Source organism: Limnohabitans sp. TEGF003 (genome assembly GCF_055395455.1).
In genome coordinates this window covers 1,867,236-1,882,586 of the sequence record NZ_AP029225.1, presented here as the reverse complement: position 1 = coordinate 1,882,586, position 15,351 = coordinate 1,867,236, and the positions used below count along the sequence as shown (strand labels likewise).

Genomic DNA, 15,351 nt, shown 5'->3' with positions numbered 1-15,351 from the left:
ACCAAGCCTCATCCTCCCATGGAACTATCAAATTTGATATTTATCAACTCAAGTCGTGGCTGGCAGCAAAAATGGCAATTTGAACGCGTGAGGTCAGGTTCATCTTCTTGAAAATGTGCTGGATGTGGATCTTCACCGTGGTCTCTGCAATGTCCAGGTCGCGCGCAATCTGCTTGTTGCTCAGGCTCTTGGCCACCAGAAAGAAAATGTCTTTTTCACGGGGCGAGAGTTTGTCCAATTCCTGCTGGGGTTTGTGGGTCGCAGCCACGGCCATCGGCGGCGTGGCTGCACCCGGCGACTGGCGCAAGCCCGTCACCAATTTGTTCAACATGGCCGGGCTGATCACCGAGTGCCCTTCGTGCACCTTGACCAAGGCCTCGCACAGCTGGTCCGACTCGGCGGTTTTGAGCAGGTAACCATCGGCCCCGTTTTGCAAGGCTTTGGACAAGTCCTCCTCGTCCTCGCTCACCGTGAGCATCAGGATGCGCACATCCGGACAAGCGGCTTTGAGCGCCCCAATGGCATCCACGCCTTTGACGCCGGGCAAATGGTTGTCCAGCAGCAGCAGGTCTGGCTGGACCTTGCCCAGCACGCGCAGGGCTTCGCCCACATCGCCGGCTTCGCCCACGATCTGAAAACGCTCGTCCTGCGAAAGCAAGGCAATCAGGCCCCGGCGAAACAAGGTGTGGTCATCGACCACGAGAAGCTGGATGGGTTCAGTCATGGCTCGGAAGACAGCTCGGCTGTTGGGTTCTGTTTGGTTTTGGGTGGCATGCTGGAGGGCACCCGCAGCGTCACCGTGGTGCCCTGCCCCAGGGCGGAGTCCACGGCCACGGTGGCGCCAATCTGGTCGGCACGCTCGCGCATGATTTTCAGGCCCACCTGCAACTCGCTGCGCTGGCTGCCTTCGCTGAAGCCCACGCCATCGTCACGCACCAGAAAGCGCCAGGGCTCGCCTTTGTGGATTTCAATCTCCACCGCCTGGGCACCTGCGTGTTTGCGCACGTTGGACAAGGCTTCTTGCAGCACATGCAACACATGGATCTGCACATCCTGCGGCAAGGGCAAGCCCTCGCCCGTGACCTTTCGGCTGACCTGCAAGCCCGTCTGGTGCTGGAATTTTTGCAAGGTCTCCTGCACAGCCCGATCAATATCGTCGGCCTGGGTGCGGGTGCGAAAGTGCAGCAGCAACTCGCGCACATCGGCAATGCTTTCCTTCAGGCCATGGTCCAGTTCGTCCAGCGCCAGTGCGGTTTTGGCGCTGTCGTGTTTCAAGATGGCGGTACGCAGCAGCTGCACCTGGATCTTCAAAAAGGCCAGCGACTGGGCGATCGAATCATGCAGCTCACGTGCCAGCAAGGAGCGTTCACCCGCAATGGCCGCCTCGCGGTCCAGCGCCACAGCCCGCATGCCCTCCACAGCGGTGGCCAGGTGGCTGGCCAGGGTGTCCATCAGCTCCAGCTCTTCAGCCGCCAGACTCACCTGGCTTTTGTAGAACAGGTTGATTTCACCCAGCACCTTGTTGTGCTTGCGCACGGGCACCGAGACCATGCCCACATAGCCCATGCGGGCGCAGTGCTGCAACGGGGCCACATCGCTGTTCAAAATCGGGATCACCCGTGAGCGGGCATCGGGCGGAGGCTGACCACAGGCGCAAGCGCCCGCCATCAGGCACTTTTCTTCTTCCTGCATGGCCAGCGGAAATTCATCGGACGCCAGCAACAGCAATTTGGAGGCGTCTTCGCCCGACCACCGCAAGGCAATTGCATCGGCTTTCATGAGCTGGCGCACGCGTTGCGCAAAGCCCTGTGTCAACTCGTTGAGGTCGTTGCTTTGTGCCAGAAAAGCACTCACGCCGTACAACCCTTCCAACCGCTCTTTTTGCGCTGCGATGCGCTGGGTCTTGGCGGCCACCTGGGCTTCCAGGTTGCCATACAACGACTGCAAGGTCGCCGCCATGCGGTTGAACCCCGAGGCCACCTGGCCAAACTCGTCGTTCGAGGCCACATCGACCCGGGCTGAAAACTGAGCCGATTCAATCTTGCGCAAACCATCACGCAGATTGCTCAGCGGGTTGATCACGTACATATAACCCGTGTAGAGCATGACCACCGCCCCGCCAATGGCCAGCGCCATCATCACGAACTGAAACAGGTTGAGGATCGCCGTCAAACCGGCCATCTGGTCTTCGATCGAGAGCACAAAACGGTCAATCGCCATCAAAAAAGTGTTGGTGTGCTGGACCAGGCTCGCATGGTCCATCGAGGGGCTGGCCATGAAACGGGTTTTCTGGTTGTGCCACAAGCGTTCGACCTCGGCATAGCGCTGCCGCACCTGCGGGTCCCAGGGCACAAACAGCGGGCGCGAGGCGTCACCGTTTTTGAGTACCTGCATGCTCCGGTCAAATTCCCGGGTTAAAGCCTCGATGTGCGCTGCTGGCAGCTGCGCCTGCACCTCGCTGGTCAAACGCCAAGTCTGCATGCGCATGCGCCCTGCCTCATTCAACGCCGCAGCGCCGCCACTGAGCTTCCAGGTGACCCACAAAGTCAGGCCAATCGAGATCAGCGCGACCACCAGCAAGCCCGCGCCAATGCGCACCAGTTTGACCGACAGGGATGCCGTGTTTTTCATGCGCGTTTTCTGGCAGGTGACCGAGACGCACGGGGGGTGAACGTCAAGGGTCGCAGCGCGATGTCAGGGGCAGGTGTTTGGTTCATCAAATCGGCCAGGGTGATCCCATCGAGTTTGGCAAAGAAAGCTTCCAGCGCTTGGGCCAAAACCCTCTTCAAATGACAGGCGGGCAACAAGGCACAGTTGCTGAGCCCCTCGCCAAAACACTCCACCATCTGGAAATCGGTCTCGGTCTTGCGCACCACCTCGCCCAGCACGATCTGTGAAGCCGGTCGCCCCAGACGAAGGCCACCACCGCGCCCCCGGCTGGTTTCCAAATAGCCATCGGCGGCCAGCGTCATGACAATTTTGGTCAGGTGGCTTTTGGAAATGCCATGCTGGTCTGCAATCGCCTGGATGGTGGCCACCGTCTGTTGTGACTCGCATTGGGCGCAATACATCAGCACCCGTAAACTGTAGTCGGTCCAATGGGTCAGTCGCATCGTTCTGAAGTCCTAGTTCCTGAGGACGATGCCTCAAATATTCATGACGAGTGCATTTTATGACCGACTCGGTCACCCTTGGACTTCGCTCTCACCCACAAGCCCCCACAAACCCACACTGCGTGCAGTAGTCGCAGCCGTCTTTCTTGATGACGGCGTGCGCGCCACAGTCCGGGCATTTCTTGCCGGCCATCACGCTGCTGGCTGGGGCGGTGGGTGCAGGCTCTGGCACATCGAGCAGCGGCAGCGTCATCTGGTCGGCCGTTGCATGGCGCTGGGCACGCAGCGCCAGGATGTTCTGGATGGCCCAGGCGATGGCCGCCACTTCGGAGTCGTGCCACAGCGGCACGCGGGTGCCATCTTCGCGCACCTTGTGGCCACAGCGCACCGGGCCGCGGTCCCAGGCGACCTTGCGCATGTCCGACAGCCCCCGCTCCAGAAAGCCGCCACGCGCGGCCAGCGACAGCAATCGCATGCTGGCGGTGATCCACTGCTGCGACTCACCGCTCTGGCCCACCGGCATGAAGAACTCGATGGCGCGGTCGACCGTGCCTTTGCCCTCGCCGCGCGAGACGGGCAGGAAGGACACGATCAGGTACAGCGACTTGGCGCCTTCGCTGGTCCAGTATTCGATCTTTTCGGCCACCGCATCGAGCGCGCCCAGCGGGCGGCTTTCGATCACCGTGCGCATCGGGTCCACTTCCGGGGCTGCTTCTGCAACGGGCGTGAGGGCCGGGGCCGCCGGGGCTTCGGCCGGTTTGACTTCGAGCACCGCGCCCAGAATGCTGTTGGGCCGGTAGGTGGCCAGGCCCTTGAGGCGCGCCGTCCAGGCCTGCAGGTACAGCTGCTTGAAGTCCTCATACGGGTAGTCGGCCGCCACGTTCACCGTCTTGGAAATCGAGGTGTCGATGTAGGGCTGCACCGCCTGCATCATGGCGATGTGGTCTTCGGCGCTCATCTCCAGCGCGCCCACAAAAGCAGGCGGCAATCGGGTCGTGTCGCCGCCCAGCGACTGGTAGAGGCGCCAGGCGTGGTCCTGCACCTCGTACTCGCTGCGCGAGCCGTCGGCCTCGCGCTTCTTGCGGGTGTAGGTCCAGCTGAAGGCCGGCTCGATGCCGTTGGAGGCGTTGTCGGCAAAGGCCAGGCTCACGGTGCCGGTGGGCGCAATCGACAGCAGGTGGCTGTTGCGCAGGCCGTGCTTCTTGATCTGCTTCTTGATCTCGTCGGGCAGGCGGCTGGCAAAGGTGCCTTCGGCCAGGTAGGTCTTGGCGTCAAACAGCGGGAACGGGCCTTTTTCTACCGCCAGTTCGACCGAGGCGAGGTAGGCGGCGTTGCGCATGCATTCGGCAATGCGGCGCGCCATCTCACGGCCTTGCGGCGCGTTGTAGGGCAGGCCCAGCATGACCAAGGTGTCGCCCAGGCCGGTAAAGCCCACACCGATGCGGCGCTTGGCTTGCGCCTCGCGCTCTTGCTGCGGCAGCGGCCAATGGGTGAGTTCGAGCACGTTGTCCAGCGCGCGAACCTGCAAGGCCACGCTCTGGGCAAAGGCCTCGAAGTCAAATCGCGCTTCGCCGCCATGACCAAAGGCGTTGCGCACAAATTTGGGCAGGATGATGGGGCCGAGGTCGCAGCAACCGTAGGGGGGCAGGGGTTGCTCGCCGCAGTTGTGCACCACCAGGCCGTTGGCGTCAAAGGCGTGCACATCGCTCACGGTCACGTCGTACACCGGCTCCTCGCCGCAGGGCACCAGGGCCGAGACGGTGACAGTAAAGCGCTCGCGGTTGAGGTCCCGCTTGTAGCCGGCCAGGGCGGCCTGCAGGCGCTCGGCCTTGTCGGTGTCGGCAAAGCCCACGCGCTCGGCAAAGGTGCGCAGGTTTTCGCCGCTGATGACGAGTTCGTGCTGGGCTTGCGTTGCGTAGGCCTGCTGGTCGCCTTGGCCGTCAGGCAACAGGCGCAGACCGGCGGGGCGACGCTCGGTGTAGAGCGTCGACACAATGCCCAGGCGCTGCAGCATGCGCTGGGCGCTGCGCAGCAGGGCTTCGTCGCTTTGCGACAGGCGCACGCTCACGCCCTTGCTCTGGCTGCCCTGCACGCTGCCGTCGGCGTCAAACAGACCGCGCAGCAGGCCGGCATAAAAGTCGGACGACTGGCGCTCGATCTCGGGCGTGAGGGTCTTGGCACCGGGCTGCAGGCCCAGGCTCAGGGCCAGGTCGCGCAGGCTGGCACTGGCCATGCGGCGCTCGCCGCGGCCGGCCACCGGGCGCTGAAAGCCGGCAAAGTCAGCGCGGTGCGGCAGACTGGCCATGGCGGCTTCGGCCGCTTCGATCACGCCGTCTGCGCCGCTGCGGGCCACCACGGCCGCGCCCTGCCCCACGGCGCGCAGCTCGGGCGCCCAGACGGAGATCACGGCCTTGTCGGCCTTGAGCGTGCCGTCAACGATCAACAGGCCCATCAGGTAGCCCTGCGCTTCGGTGCCCGGGCCGGCCCAGCCGAAGGCAGCGCGGTGGTCGTTCAGCACGATCTGGTCGCCCGGCTGCAGGCGCTCGGCGGGCGTCCAGTCCAGCGTCTGGGTGTACCGCGTTTGATGCGCCACGCGGCGCACGCGGTGGTCGGCCGTCAGGCGCAGGCGCTGGCCTTCGCGGGTCTGCAGCTCGAACACCGGCTTGGTGCCGGTGGCAAAAAAGCCGGTGCTTTCCACCGGATAGGCCTGTCCATTGACCAGCGCGTTGAAGGGCTGGCCGATCAGCTCGTGCACCTGGCGGGCGCCGGCATCGGTCATGATCCAGGTGTCGGCCGTCACGCAGGGGTTGGTCGCGTTGATCGACTCCAGCGCGCGCAGGTTGTTGTCGGTCTGGATGCGGTCCAAAAACAAAATGCCGGGTTCGGCGAAGTCGTAGGCTGACTGCATGATGGTGTCCCAGAGCTCCTGCGCGGGCAACGTGCGGTACACCCACTGGCCGTCGGCGCGCTGGTGGGCACCTTGCTCGATCTGATCAGCACCGGGCTCGGCCGGGTGGACCAGGTCCCAGGTTTGGCCCTGTTGCACCGCCTCGATGAAGGCATCGGTCACGCCCACCGAGACGTTGAAGTTGTTCCAGCGGCCGGGCGTGCGCTTGGCGGTGATGAATTCGAGCACATCCGGGTGGTCGATGCGCAGCACGCCCATCTGCGCGCCGCGACGGGCGCCCGCGCTCTCGACCGTGGCACACGACTGGTCGAACACATTGATGTAGCTGCAGGGGCCGGACGCGGTCGACGCCGTGCCCTTGACGCGCGCGCCCTTGGGACGGATGCGCGAGAAGTCGTAGCCCACGCCACCGCCGCGGCGCATGGTCTCGGCCGCTTCGCGCAGGGCTTCGTAGATGCCGGGGTAGCCGTCGTCGTCCACGCCCTGGATGCAGTCGCCCACGGGCTGCACAAAGCAGTTGATCAGCGTGGCCTGAATGCCGGAGCCCGCCGCGCTCATGATGCGGCCCGCGCCGATGGCACCGGCGTCGAGGTTGCGGCGGAATTTGGCTTCGAATTCGGCACGCAGCTCGGGTTTTTCCACGCTGGCCAGGGCACGGGCCACGCGGTCGTACAACGCTTCGACCGTGGTTTCACCGTGCTTGAGGTACTTCTCGCGCAGCACATCGGTGCTGATGGGCTGGGCTGGAAGTGGGGTCATGGTTGGGGCAATTTGGGGGTGGTCGAGTGGACTGTTCATGATGTGAAATTCGAATATGCTTTGGGGGTCTGGCGTTCGCTGAAGGGGGTGGATTGTGGACCGAAAATCGCTCCCCGCAACCACGATTTTTGAGGTAAAAAGGGGCCCGTTCAGGCCCTCAAATGCGGTTCGGCCCGCATCTGTTCGGGAGTGGTGAACCAGGCCGCCGAGGCGCCCAGCCGCTCGCGGGCGCGGGCAATTTCGTGGCGCGCCACAGTGCGCAGGTGCACCTCGTCCGGGCCGTCCATCAGGTGCATGGCGCGGCCCCAGGTCCAGAAATACGCCAGCGGCGTGTCGGGCGAGAGGCCCATGGCCCCAAAGACCTGCATCGCACGGTCCACCACCCGGGTTTGCAGCCTGGCCGCCACGACCTTGATGCCCGAGACCTGGGCCCGCAGCTCGGCTGCAGGCGCATCACCACGGTCCAGCATCCAGGCGGTCTTGAGCACCAAAAGCCGCGCCTGATCGATCTCCAGCCGGGACTCGGCCAGCCAGTCCTGCACGTTGGACTGGTCAGACAAATGCTTGCCAAACGCGGTGCGTTCAAGTGCACGCTCGGTGGCCATCTCCAGCGCCAGTTCGCACTGACCGATGGTGCGCATGCAGTGGTGCACCCGCCCAGGCCCCAGGCGCGCCTGCGCCATGGCAAAACCCTGTCCCCAGGCCCCGAGCAAATGGTCTTTGGGAATGCGCACCTGGCGAAACACGATTTCGCAATGCCCTTCGGGTGCCAGGTGGTGCACCACCGGGATGTTGCGCACCACCTCGACCCCCGGGGTGTGGACAGGCACCAGCACCATGCTGTGTTGCTGGTGTGCCGCGGGGTTGGCAGCGTTGTCACCCGCATGCCCCGCTGGGTCGGCATGGCGGCACATCACGATCAGCAGTTGACAATGCGGGTGTGCGGCCCCGGTGATGAACCATTTGCGTCCATTCAAGACCCAGTCCTGCCCATCGGGCTGCAGCGTGGTTTGCAGGTTGGTCGGGTCGGACGAGGCCACATCGGGCTCGGACATGGCAAAGGCCGAACGGATCTGGCCATGCAGCAAAGGCCCGAGCCACTGCACCCGCTGCGCTGGGTTGGCAAAGCGGTGCAACAGTTCCATGTTGCCACTGTCGGGTGCGTTGCAATTGAAAACCTCGGCCGCCCAAGGCAGTCGTCCCATGGTTTCGGCCAGCGGGGCGTAATCCAGGTGGCTCAGGCCATTGCCCGGCTCACCCGCTGGCAAGCCCGGCAAGAACAGGTTCCACAAACCTTCTTCCTGCGCCAGCGATTTCAGATCGGCCACGAACGGCGGCGGAAACACGCCGTCTTTCACCGATTGATGCCATGCCGGGTTGTACGGCAGCAGATAACGCGCCATGAAGGCCTGCAGGCGTTCGTGCCACTGACGCGCTTGAGGGGATGGCGAAAAATCCATGTCTCTTCTCCTGACAGTCCCCATAGCGTGCCTGAACAATCGTCCCACCACCATCGTGCATTGGAAGGAGGCCGAATACCTGAAAAGCTGTAGGGAAAATATTCACATCGAATGAATCTTATCTGATAATAGATTCACCTTCAATGAATGTTTAAAGGACCCCACATGACTTCCGCCACCACACAGATGCTCACACCCAGGGACGTGCAAGCCCAGCAAAGCATCGGCGCCATCGCCGTGCAGATTCCCGGGGCGACTGCCATCTTTCGCAAGCTCAAGCTGGACTTTTGCTGCGGCGGACAACAGCCCCTGGCCCAAGCCTGCGCCGACAAAGGCCTGGACACCGAGCAGGTCTTGCAGACCCTGAACGCGCTGCAACACACGGCCACCCTGCCCCCAACCCCCACGGCCAGCGAGCTGATCGACCACATCCTGCAGCGCTACCACGAGGTGCACCGCCAGCAGTTGCCCGAGTTGGTCCGCATGGCCCGCCGTGTGGAAGCCGTGCACCGAGACCACCCCGAAGTGCCACGCGGCCTGGCCGACCACCTGGAGACCATGGCGCAAGAGTTGCTGGACCACATGGCCAAGGAAGAACAGATTTTGTTTCCCCTGCTCCAGCAAGGCGGCCACCCGATGGTGGTGCACCCGATTGGCATGATGCGCCACGAGCATGTGAGCCACGGCGCACAGATCGAACGCCTGGCCGAACTCACCACACAGCACCAACCGCCTGCAGGCGCCTGCAACACCTGGCAAGCGCTGTACGCAGGCACCGCCCGTCTGACCGAAGACCTGATCGAGCACATCCACACAGAAAACAACCTGCTGTTCCCGGCCTTTGAAGGCCAGGCCCAGCACTGAGCCATGAACGCCCCCTTGGACCGCAGGGCCTCAGCCCGGCAGTGGCTGAACATGACCGAATCCGCCGGACTGCGCCCGCTGCGCATCTGCGGCAAAACCCTGCTGCCCATCGTGCAGGGCGGCATGGGCGTTGGTGTGTCGGCCTCGGGCCTGGCCTCGGCCGTGGCGCGGCTGGGCGGCATGGGCACGATTTCGTCGGTGGACCTGCGCCGCCGCCACACCGACCTGATGGCACAAACCGCACATCTGGACAAAGAGCCCGATGCGCGCGAACGCATCAACGCGGCCAACCTGCACGCACTTGACCGCGAAATCCGCACAGCCCGCCAAGCCGCGAGGGGCCAAGGCTGGATCGCGGTGAACGTGATGAAGGCGCTCAGCGCTTACGCAGCCTATGTGCAGCAGGCGCTGCAAAGCGGTGCCGATGCGCTGGTGGTGGGCGCAGGCCTGCCTCTGGACCTGCCCGAGCTCGCGCGCGAACACCCGCATGTGGCACTGATCCCGATCCTGTCGGACGCGCGCGGCGTGCAGCTGCTGGTGCGCAAATGGGAAAAGAAAGGCCGCCTGCCCGACGCCATCGTGATCGAGCACCCGCGCTTGGCCGGTGGCCACCTCGGCGCAGCCCAGGTGGCCGACCTGAACGACGGCCGTTTTGACTTCGAGGTGGTCATCCCGCAGGTGCGCGAGTTTTTCAAGCAGGCGGGCTACGAGCGCGACATCCCGCTGATCGCCGCCGGCGGCATCAACAGCCACGCCGACATCGCCCGGCTGCAGGGCCTGGGCGCGGCCGGCGTGCAGCTGGGCACCGCCTTTGCCGTGACCGAGGAATGCGACGCCTCCGAAGTCTTCAAGCGCATCCTGGCGCAGGCGCGGCCGCAGGACATTGTGGAATTCACCAGCGTGGCCGGTCTGCCGGCACGTGCGGTGCGCACGCCCTGGCTGGACAAGTACCTGCGCATCCTGCCCATCCTGCAGGAGCGCGCCCACCGCAAGGCCCGATGCAATATGTCGTTCGACTGCCTGCAAACCTGCGGGCTGCGCGACGGGCTTTCGGGCATCGGTCAGTTCTGCATCGACCAGCAACTCGGCCACGCCATGGATGGCGACGCCGACCGCGGCCTGTTCTTCCGCGGCACCGGGCGCCTGCCCTTTGGCGAGCAGATCCGCGGCGTGGCCGATCTGGTGCGGCACCTGCTCACGCCTGCCCCGCTCGGCGCAGCCTGAGCGCAGAAGACCATGACCTTTGTTGTCACCGAAGCCTGCATCCGCTGCAAATACACCGACTGTGTGGCCGTGTGCCCAGTCGACGCCTTCCGCGAAGGCGGTACCTTCTTGGTCATCGACCCGGACGACTGCATCGACTGCGCGGTCTGTGTGCCTGAATGCCCGGTCGAAGCCATCTTCGCCGAAGAAGACGTGCCGCCAGAGCAGCAGGTTTTTACCGCCTTCAATGCCAAGCAGGCCCGGCTGCTGCCAACGATTTCGCGAGCCAAACCCGCCTTGCCCGATGCCGATGCCTGGGCCACCGTGCGCCACAAGCGCTCAGAAGTCGGGCTTTGACTGACCTGGAAGCGGCGCCCTGGCCTGTGCTGCACGGCCCCGGATCACTTCATCGCCCGGGCCTGCTTTTGGGCAGGCCGCTCCACGCAGGCATGCAACCAGCTGGACACCGCCGGGTATTGCGCCAGCAGCGCAGCGGCAGGGCGAATCCAGTTGGCCACACTGGCCACGCACACATCGGCCACCGTGAAGCGGTTGGCCGCCAGGTAGGCTTCGCCTTGTGCGTGTTGCGCCTGCAGGTGTGATTCCAGCACGGCCAGCGGCACCTTCAACCGGTTTTCGGCCTGCGCGGCCAATTCCGGTTTGCGCTGCTCTGTGGGCATGGCCATGCGGTGCATCAACACAGTGAGCGCGTCATTTTCCAGCTCGGTCACCGCCCAGAAACTCCAGCGCAAGGCTTCGGCTTCCTCGCGGGCGTTGGCCGGTGTGATCGACTGGCCATCGGCACGGCCATGCACGCGGGCGATGTACAGCACACACGCCATGCTCTCCCACACCGTGACCGCGCCTTCGGGGCGCTCGTCCACCACCACCGGAACGTGGCCATTGGGGTTGAGCGCCAAAAATTCGGGCGTGCGTGTCGCACCCGCTTTGTAAGTCATGGCGATGTGCTCAAAGGGCACGCCCAGTTCCAATGCGGCCCACAAGGGCCGCGCGGCGCGGGATGCACTGATGCCGTAAATTTTCAAAGTCATGTCCGTCTCCTGACATTTCAATCGCATAGGTCCCATGTCGGGGCTGAAGCCGCCGACCTACAAGGTGTAGTCAGGCCAGCTGGCGCACAGCGCGTGCAAGTCTCGCACTTCCAGGTGCGGGCGGGTGTCGCCATGGGTCCAGTCGTGGCCTTCGCGATTGAGCCAGGCGACCTGCATGCCTGCGGCCAAAGCCCCCACGCAGTCAGCGTGCGCGTCGTCGCCGATGTGCAGCACCTCATGCGGCTGCACACCCGCCGCTGCGGCACCCGCCACAAAAATACGCAGGTCCGGCTTGGCCACGCCCAGCGACTGGGCACTCACGCTGGCGTGAAAGTGCTGGCCAATGCCCACGCGGTGCACATCGGCATTGCCATTCGACAGCGCCACCACCGGCATGCGCTGGCTCCAGAATGCCAGCGCGGGCAGCGCATCATCAAACAAATCGACCCTCTGGCGCTCGGCAAAAAACACCTCAAAAGCCGCCTCGGCCAGGTGCACGGGCTCCCCGGCTTGCTGCAGCATGGCACGGATCGACTCCCGACGGAGAAACGACAAATCATGCGCGCGGTCGGCGTGGCGGGCGTTGATTTCGGCGCGGATGGCTTTTTTGAGTTCGGCATCGGCCGACAGTGCTGCCGCACCGGGGGCATGAGCGCTCAGCCAGGTCTGTAAAACCACCTCGGCCCGGCCAATCGTGGGCCAAACGGGCCACAAAGTGTCGTCCAGATCGAGGGTAATGGCTTTGATTCGGGAAATGTCAATCATGGTGGTGGGAGAATACCGCATGGCATTTCAACAAGAACCCTCCTTCCAGCATGGTCAGGCCGCCCGCACCGCGGTGCTGTATTGCAATCTGGGCACGCCCAGCGCACCCACCGCCCCAGCCCTGCGCAAGTACCTGGCCGAGTTTCTGGGCGACAGCCGCGTGGTCGAGATCCCCAAACCCATCTGGTGGTTGATCCTGCACGGCATCATCTTGCGCGTGCGCCCGGCCAAATCGGCGGCCAAATACGCCAGCATCTGGACCGAGCAGGGCTCGCCTCTGAAAGCCTTCACCGAACAACAGGCCCAGTCGCTGGGCACTGCCTTGCAAGAGCGTGGTCACCACGTCACCGTGCGTTACGCCATGCGCTACGGCCAGCCGTCCATCCCCGAGCAACTGAGCGCCTTGAAGGCCGAAGGCGTGCAGCGCGTGCTGATCGTGCCCGCCTACCCGCAATACAGTGGCACCACCACGGCCAGCGTGTTCGACGCGGTTTACCGCTGGGGCCTGAAAACCCGGCTCATCCCCGAGCTGCGCTTTGTCAACCGCTACCACGACGACCCACGGTACATTGCCGCGCTGGCGCAAACGGTGCGGGCACATTGGGCCGCCCACGGCCAGGCCGAGCAACTGGTCATGAGCTTTCACGGCGTGCCCGAGCGCACCCTTCAACTGGGTGACCCCTACCACTGCGAATGCATGAAAACCGGCCGCTTGCTGGCCGAAGCACTGGGCCTGTCCAAAGACCAGTACAAACTCACCTTCCAGTCACGCTTTGGCAAGGCCAAGTGGCTGGAGCCCTACACCGAGCCCACGCTGATCGCCATGGCGCAGCAAGGCGTGAAAAAAGTCGACGTGATCTGCCCTGGCTTCACCAGCGACTGCCTGGAGACACTGGAAGAAATTCAGCAAGAAGCCCAAGAGGCGTTTTTGCACGCAGGCGGCGAAAGCTTCAGCTACATCCCCTGCCTGAACAACCACGCCCAGTGGATCGAGGCTCTGGCCGACATCAGCTTGGGCCACATGCAGGGCTGGGACCTGTCAGCGCCAGACGAGAAAGCCTTGACCGCCAGCCGTGCACGGGCTTTGGCGCACGGCGCTAAAGCCTGATTCCTGCGTGTCGTGTGAGCGAGCCCCTGCTCGCGAATGTGTGGTCTGGCTCGGGCATTTGTGCCGCACCACCATTCGGCCGCAGGGGCAGCCTCCCACACGGCACCAGGGATTTGTCTTGGTGGGAGCGAGCCCCTGCTCGCGAATGGGCACTCAAGCTGATTCAATGAACTCCGTCACCCACTCGAGTTGTTGCAGCACATTCAAGGCCGGAGCATGACCGCAGCCGGGTACCTCGATGTGCCGCAGCAGGCCCAGCGCACCCGGCCCGCGAACGCGCATTTCGGTCACTGTCTCGGGCAGCACCAAATCCGACTCCACCCCGCGCAACAGCAGCACAGGCAGTTTGAGTGCGTCGTAGTGCGCCCAAATCAGGTAATCGTTGGTGTGCGCCGTCAGCTGCATCGCCATGGCCGGGTCGTAATGCGGCGTGATGCGGCCATCCGGCAGGCGGCGCACCGAAGTCTCGGTCAACCGACGCCATTGCGCATCGCTGAGCCAGCCAAAGGGCTTGTAGACCTGGCGCAAAAAAGCCTCCAGTTCGGTCACCGTCGCAAAGCTGGGCGGGCTGCCCGCATAGGCTTTGATGCGGTCAATGGCCGCTTGCGCCAATTGCGGCGCGTTGTCGTTCAGGGTCAGGCTCAAGATGCGGTGTTTGAGCGTGGGCTCCACCAGGCCGCCCGCGCACACGGTGCCGATCGCCCCCCCCATGGAGGTGCCCACCCAATGCACGGCACGCAATTGCAAGCCGTCCATCAACTCACGCGCCAGGCGGGCGTAAAAGGCCAGGCAGTACTCGTTTTTCGGGTCAGCGCTCCATTGCGACAAACCGCGTCCCACGGTGTCCGGACAAATCACGCGCCAGCCACGCTGGCTCAGGTGCGCGGCCAGCTCGTCCATGTCGCGGCCCGTGCGGGCCAGGCCATGCCAGGCGATCACCGTGCCTTTGTCGGCCTTGCCCCAGTCGGTGTAATGGATTTCCAGCCCGGCGCAGCGGATGTAGTTGGAAGTGAAACTCATGCGGCCTCCTGAACGTCTGGCTTGCCGCGCTGCTTGAGGGCCGCGCGCACGCGCAAGCGCCCCACCACCCCGGTCGGGAAGTAATACACCGACAGCACGAACAACAAGCCCAGCCACAGCAGCCAGCGGTCAGGCGATAACAAAGCCGACAACAAAGGCCAGGCCGCAGCCGCCTCGCTGGCCAGACGCAACAGGTCTTGCAAATAGCTTTGCGCCAGCAAGAACAGCACCGAGCCAATCGCCGCGCCGTAGACCGTGCCCATGCCGCCGATCACCACGATCAACAGCACATCCATCATGATTTCAAAGCTCAGCGAGGTGTCCGGCCCGTTGTAACGCAGCCAAAGTGCCAGCATGGCCCCGGCCACACAGGCAAACAAGGCCGACAGCACGCTCGACAGCGTGCGGTACACCACCACGCGGTAGCCAATGGCCTCCGCACGGAACTCGTTTTCGCGGATAGCCTGCAGCACCCGGCCAAACGGCGAGTTGACGATGCGCAGCATGGCCAGCAGCATGCCCAAAGCCAGCACGAAGAGCAGGTAATAGCACAGCAAACGCCCGTCAAGGGACACGCCTAAAAATGGCTCCTCGCTGAACTCGGTGCTGGGCAACAAGACCTCAGGCAGCTTGAAGCTCAGGCCGTCCTCGCCGCCAGTGAAGTCGGACAGCTGCGAGGCCAGCGTCTGGAAGGCTGCCGCCACCGCCAGCGTGATCATGGCGAAAAAGATGGCCCGCACCCGCAGCGAAAACAGGCCAATGGCCAGCGATAGCGCGAGCGTCAGGCCCAGCGAGAGCGCAAAGCCCAAACCGATGGCACCCCAGGTCGGCCCCCAGGTGTTGGACGAGATGGCGATGCCATAAGCCCCGATGCCAAAGAACATGGTGTGGGCAAAACTCACGATGCCGGTGTAGCCCAGCAGCAAATCAAAGCCGACCACCAGCACCACAAAAATCAGCACCTTGGCTGCGACCGACAAGGCTTTGACGCCAGGAAAAAAAAACGGAGCAAAGGCCAGGCCCAGCAAAATCAAAACCAGCACCGCTGCGAGTAAACGGCTGCGCGGCTGGTCGTTGGAAATCAAACGGTTCAACATGT

General features: G+C 63.9%; 13 protein-coding genes. 4 read left to right on the top strand and 9 right to left on the bottom strand.

Features of this window, described 5'->3' with window-relative positions; translation table 11 throughout:
- Positions 1 to 43: 43 nt before the first annotated feature.
- The 5 genes from ACZ5RT_RS09315 to ACZ5RT_RS09295 form a co-directional block, all read right to left on the bottom strand.
- Positions 44 to 724, bottom strand: coding sequence for a response regulator (locus ACZ5RT_RS09315; protein ID WP_464452273.1), 681 nt, complete (start codon positions 722 to 724; stop codon positions 44 to 46).
- The gene (locus ACZ5RT_RS09310; protein WP_464452272.1) at positions 721 to 2,631 is read right to left on the bottom strand and encodes a type IV pili methyl-accepting chemotaxis transducer N-terminal domain-containing protein; all 1,911 of its coding nucleotides are present in this window, start codon (positions 2,629 to 2,631) and stop codon (positions 721 to 723) included. The genes ACZ5RT_RS09315 and ACZ5RT_RS09310 overlap by 4 nt, the downstream gene beginning before the upstream one ends.
- Positions 2,628 to 3,113, bottom strand: coding sequence for an RrF2 family transcriptional regulator (locus tag ACZ5RT_RS09305; protein WP_464452271.1), 486 nt, complete (start codon positions 3,111 to 3,113; stop codon positions 2,628 to 2,630). The genes ACZ5RT_RS09310 and ACZ5RT_RS09305 overlap by 4 nt, the downstream gene beginning before the upstream one ends.
- Before the next feature lie 91 nt (positions 3,114 to 3,204).
- Positions 3,205 to 6,780: an LAGLIDADG family homing endonuclease gene (locus ACZ5RT_RS09300; RefSeq protein WP_464452270.1), complete on the bottom strand. Its 3,576-nt coding sequence runs from the start codon at positions 6,778 to 6,780 to the stop codon at positions 3,205 to 3,207.
- A 149-nt stretch (positions 6,781 to 6,929) separates the two neighbouring features.
- Positions 6,930 to 8,240, bottom strand: coding sequence for an acyl-CoA dehydrogenase family protein (locus ACZ5RT_RS09295; protein ID WP_464452269.1), 1,311 nt, complete (start codon positions 8,238 to 8,240; stop codon positions 6,930 to 6,932).
- Between the two features lie 165 nt (positions 8,241 to 8,405).
- Between ACZ5RT_RS09295 and ytfE the strand changes: the two genes are divergently transcribed.
- From ytfE to fdxA, 3 genes are read left to right on the top strand one after another with little or no spacing between them, the layout of a single operon-like run.
- Positions 8,406 to 9,104 (top strand): iron-sulfur cluster repair protein YtfE, encoded by a 699-nt coding sequence (gene ytfE, locus ACZ5RT_RS09290; RefSeq protein ID WP_422172512.1) that lies wholly within the window; start codon positions 8,406 to 8,408, stop codon positions 9,102 to 9,104.
- Positions 9,105 to 9,107: 3 nt separating this feature from the next.
- Entirely contained in the window at positions 9,108 to 10,328 is a 1,221-nt protein-coding gene (locus tag ACZ5RT_RS09285; RefSeq protein ID WP_422172513.1) for an NAD(P)H-dependent flavin oxidoreductase, read from the top strand.
- A 12-nt stretch (positions 10,329 to 10,340) separates the two neighbouring features.
- Positions 10,341 to 10,664: a ferredoxin FdxA gene (gene fdxA / locus ACZ5RT_RS09280; RefSeq protein WP_422172514.1), complete on the top strand. Its 324-nt coding sequence runs from the start codon at positions 10,341 to 10,343 to the stop codon at positions 10,662 to 10,664.
- A gap of 44 nt (positions 10,665 to 10,708) precedes the next feature.
- On the opposite strand, the gene ACZ5RT_RS09275 is transcribed toward fdxA, so the two are convergent.
- Entirely contained in the window at positions 10,709 to 11,359 is a 651-nt protein-coding gene (locus tag ACZ5RT_RS09275) for a glutathione S-transferase family protein (RefSeq protein WP_464452268.1), read from the bottom strand.
- 57 nt (positions 11,360 to 11,416) lie between these two features.
- Positions 11,417 to 12,124 (bottom strand): HAD family hydrolase, encoded by a 708-nt coding sequence (locus ACZ5RT_RS09270; protein ID WP_464452267.1) that lies wholly within the window; start codon positions 12,122 to 12,124, stop codon positions 11,417 to 11,419.
- 19 nt (positions 12,125 to 12,143) lie between these two features.
- On the opposite strand from ACZ5RT_RS09270, the gene hemH reads away from it, so the two are divergent.
- The gene (hemH, locus tag ACZ5RT_RS09265; protein WP_464452266.1) at positions 12,144 to 13,232 is read left to right on the top strand and encodes a ferrochelatase; all 1,089 of its coding nucleotides are present in this window, start codon (positions 12,144 to 12,146) and stop codon (positions 13,230 to 13,232) included.
- 153 nt (positions 13,233 to 13,385) lie between these two features.
- Here the strand turns inward: hemH and ACZ5RT_RS09260 are convergent, their stop codons facing one another.
- A complete protein-coding gene (locus tag ACZ5RT_RS09260; RefSeq protein ID WP_291926922.1) occupies positions 13,386 to 14,252 on the bottom strand; it encodes an alpha/beta fold hydrolase in 867 nt (288 codons plus the stop codon).
- Positions 14,249 to 15,349, bottom strand: coding sequence for a branched-chain amino acid ABC transporter permease (locus ACZ5RT_RS09255; protein ID WP_464452265.1), 1,101 nt, complete (start codon positions 15,347 to 15,349; stop codon positions 14,249 to 14,251). Before ACZ5RT_RS09255 ends, ACZ5RT_RS09260 begins: the two co-directional genes overlap by 4 nt.
- Positions 15,350 to 15,351: the final 2 nt, after the last annotated feature.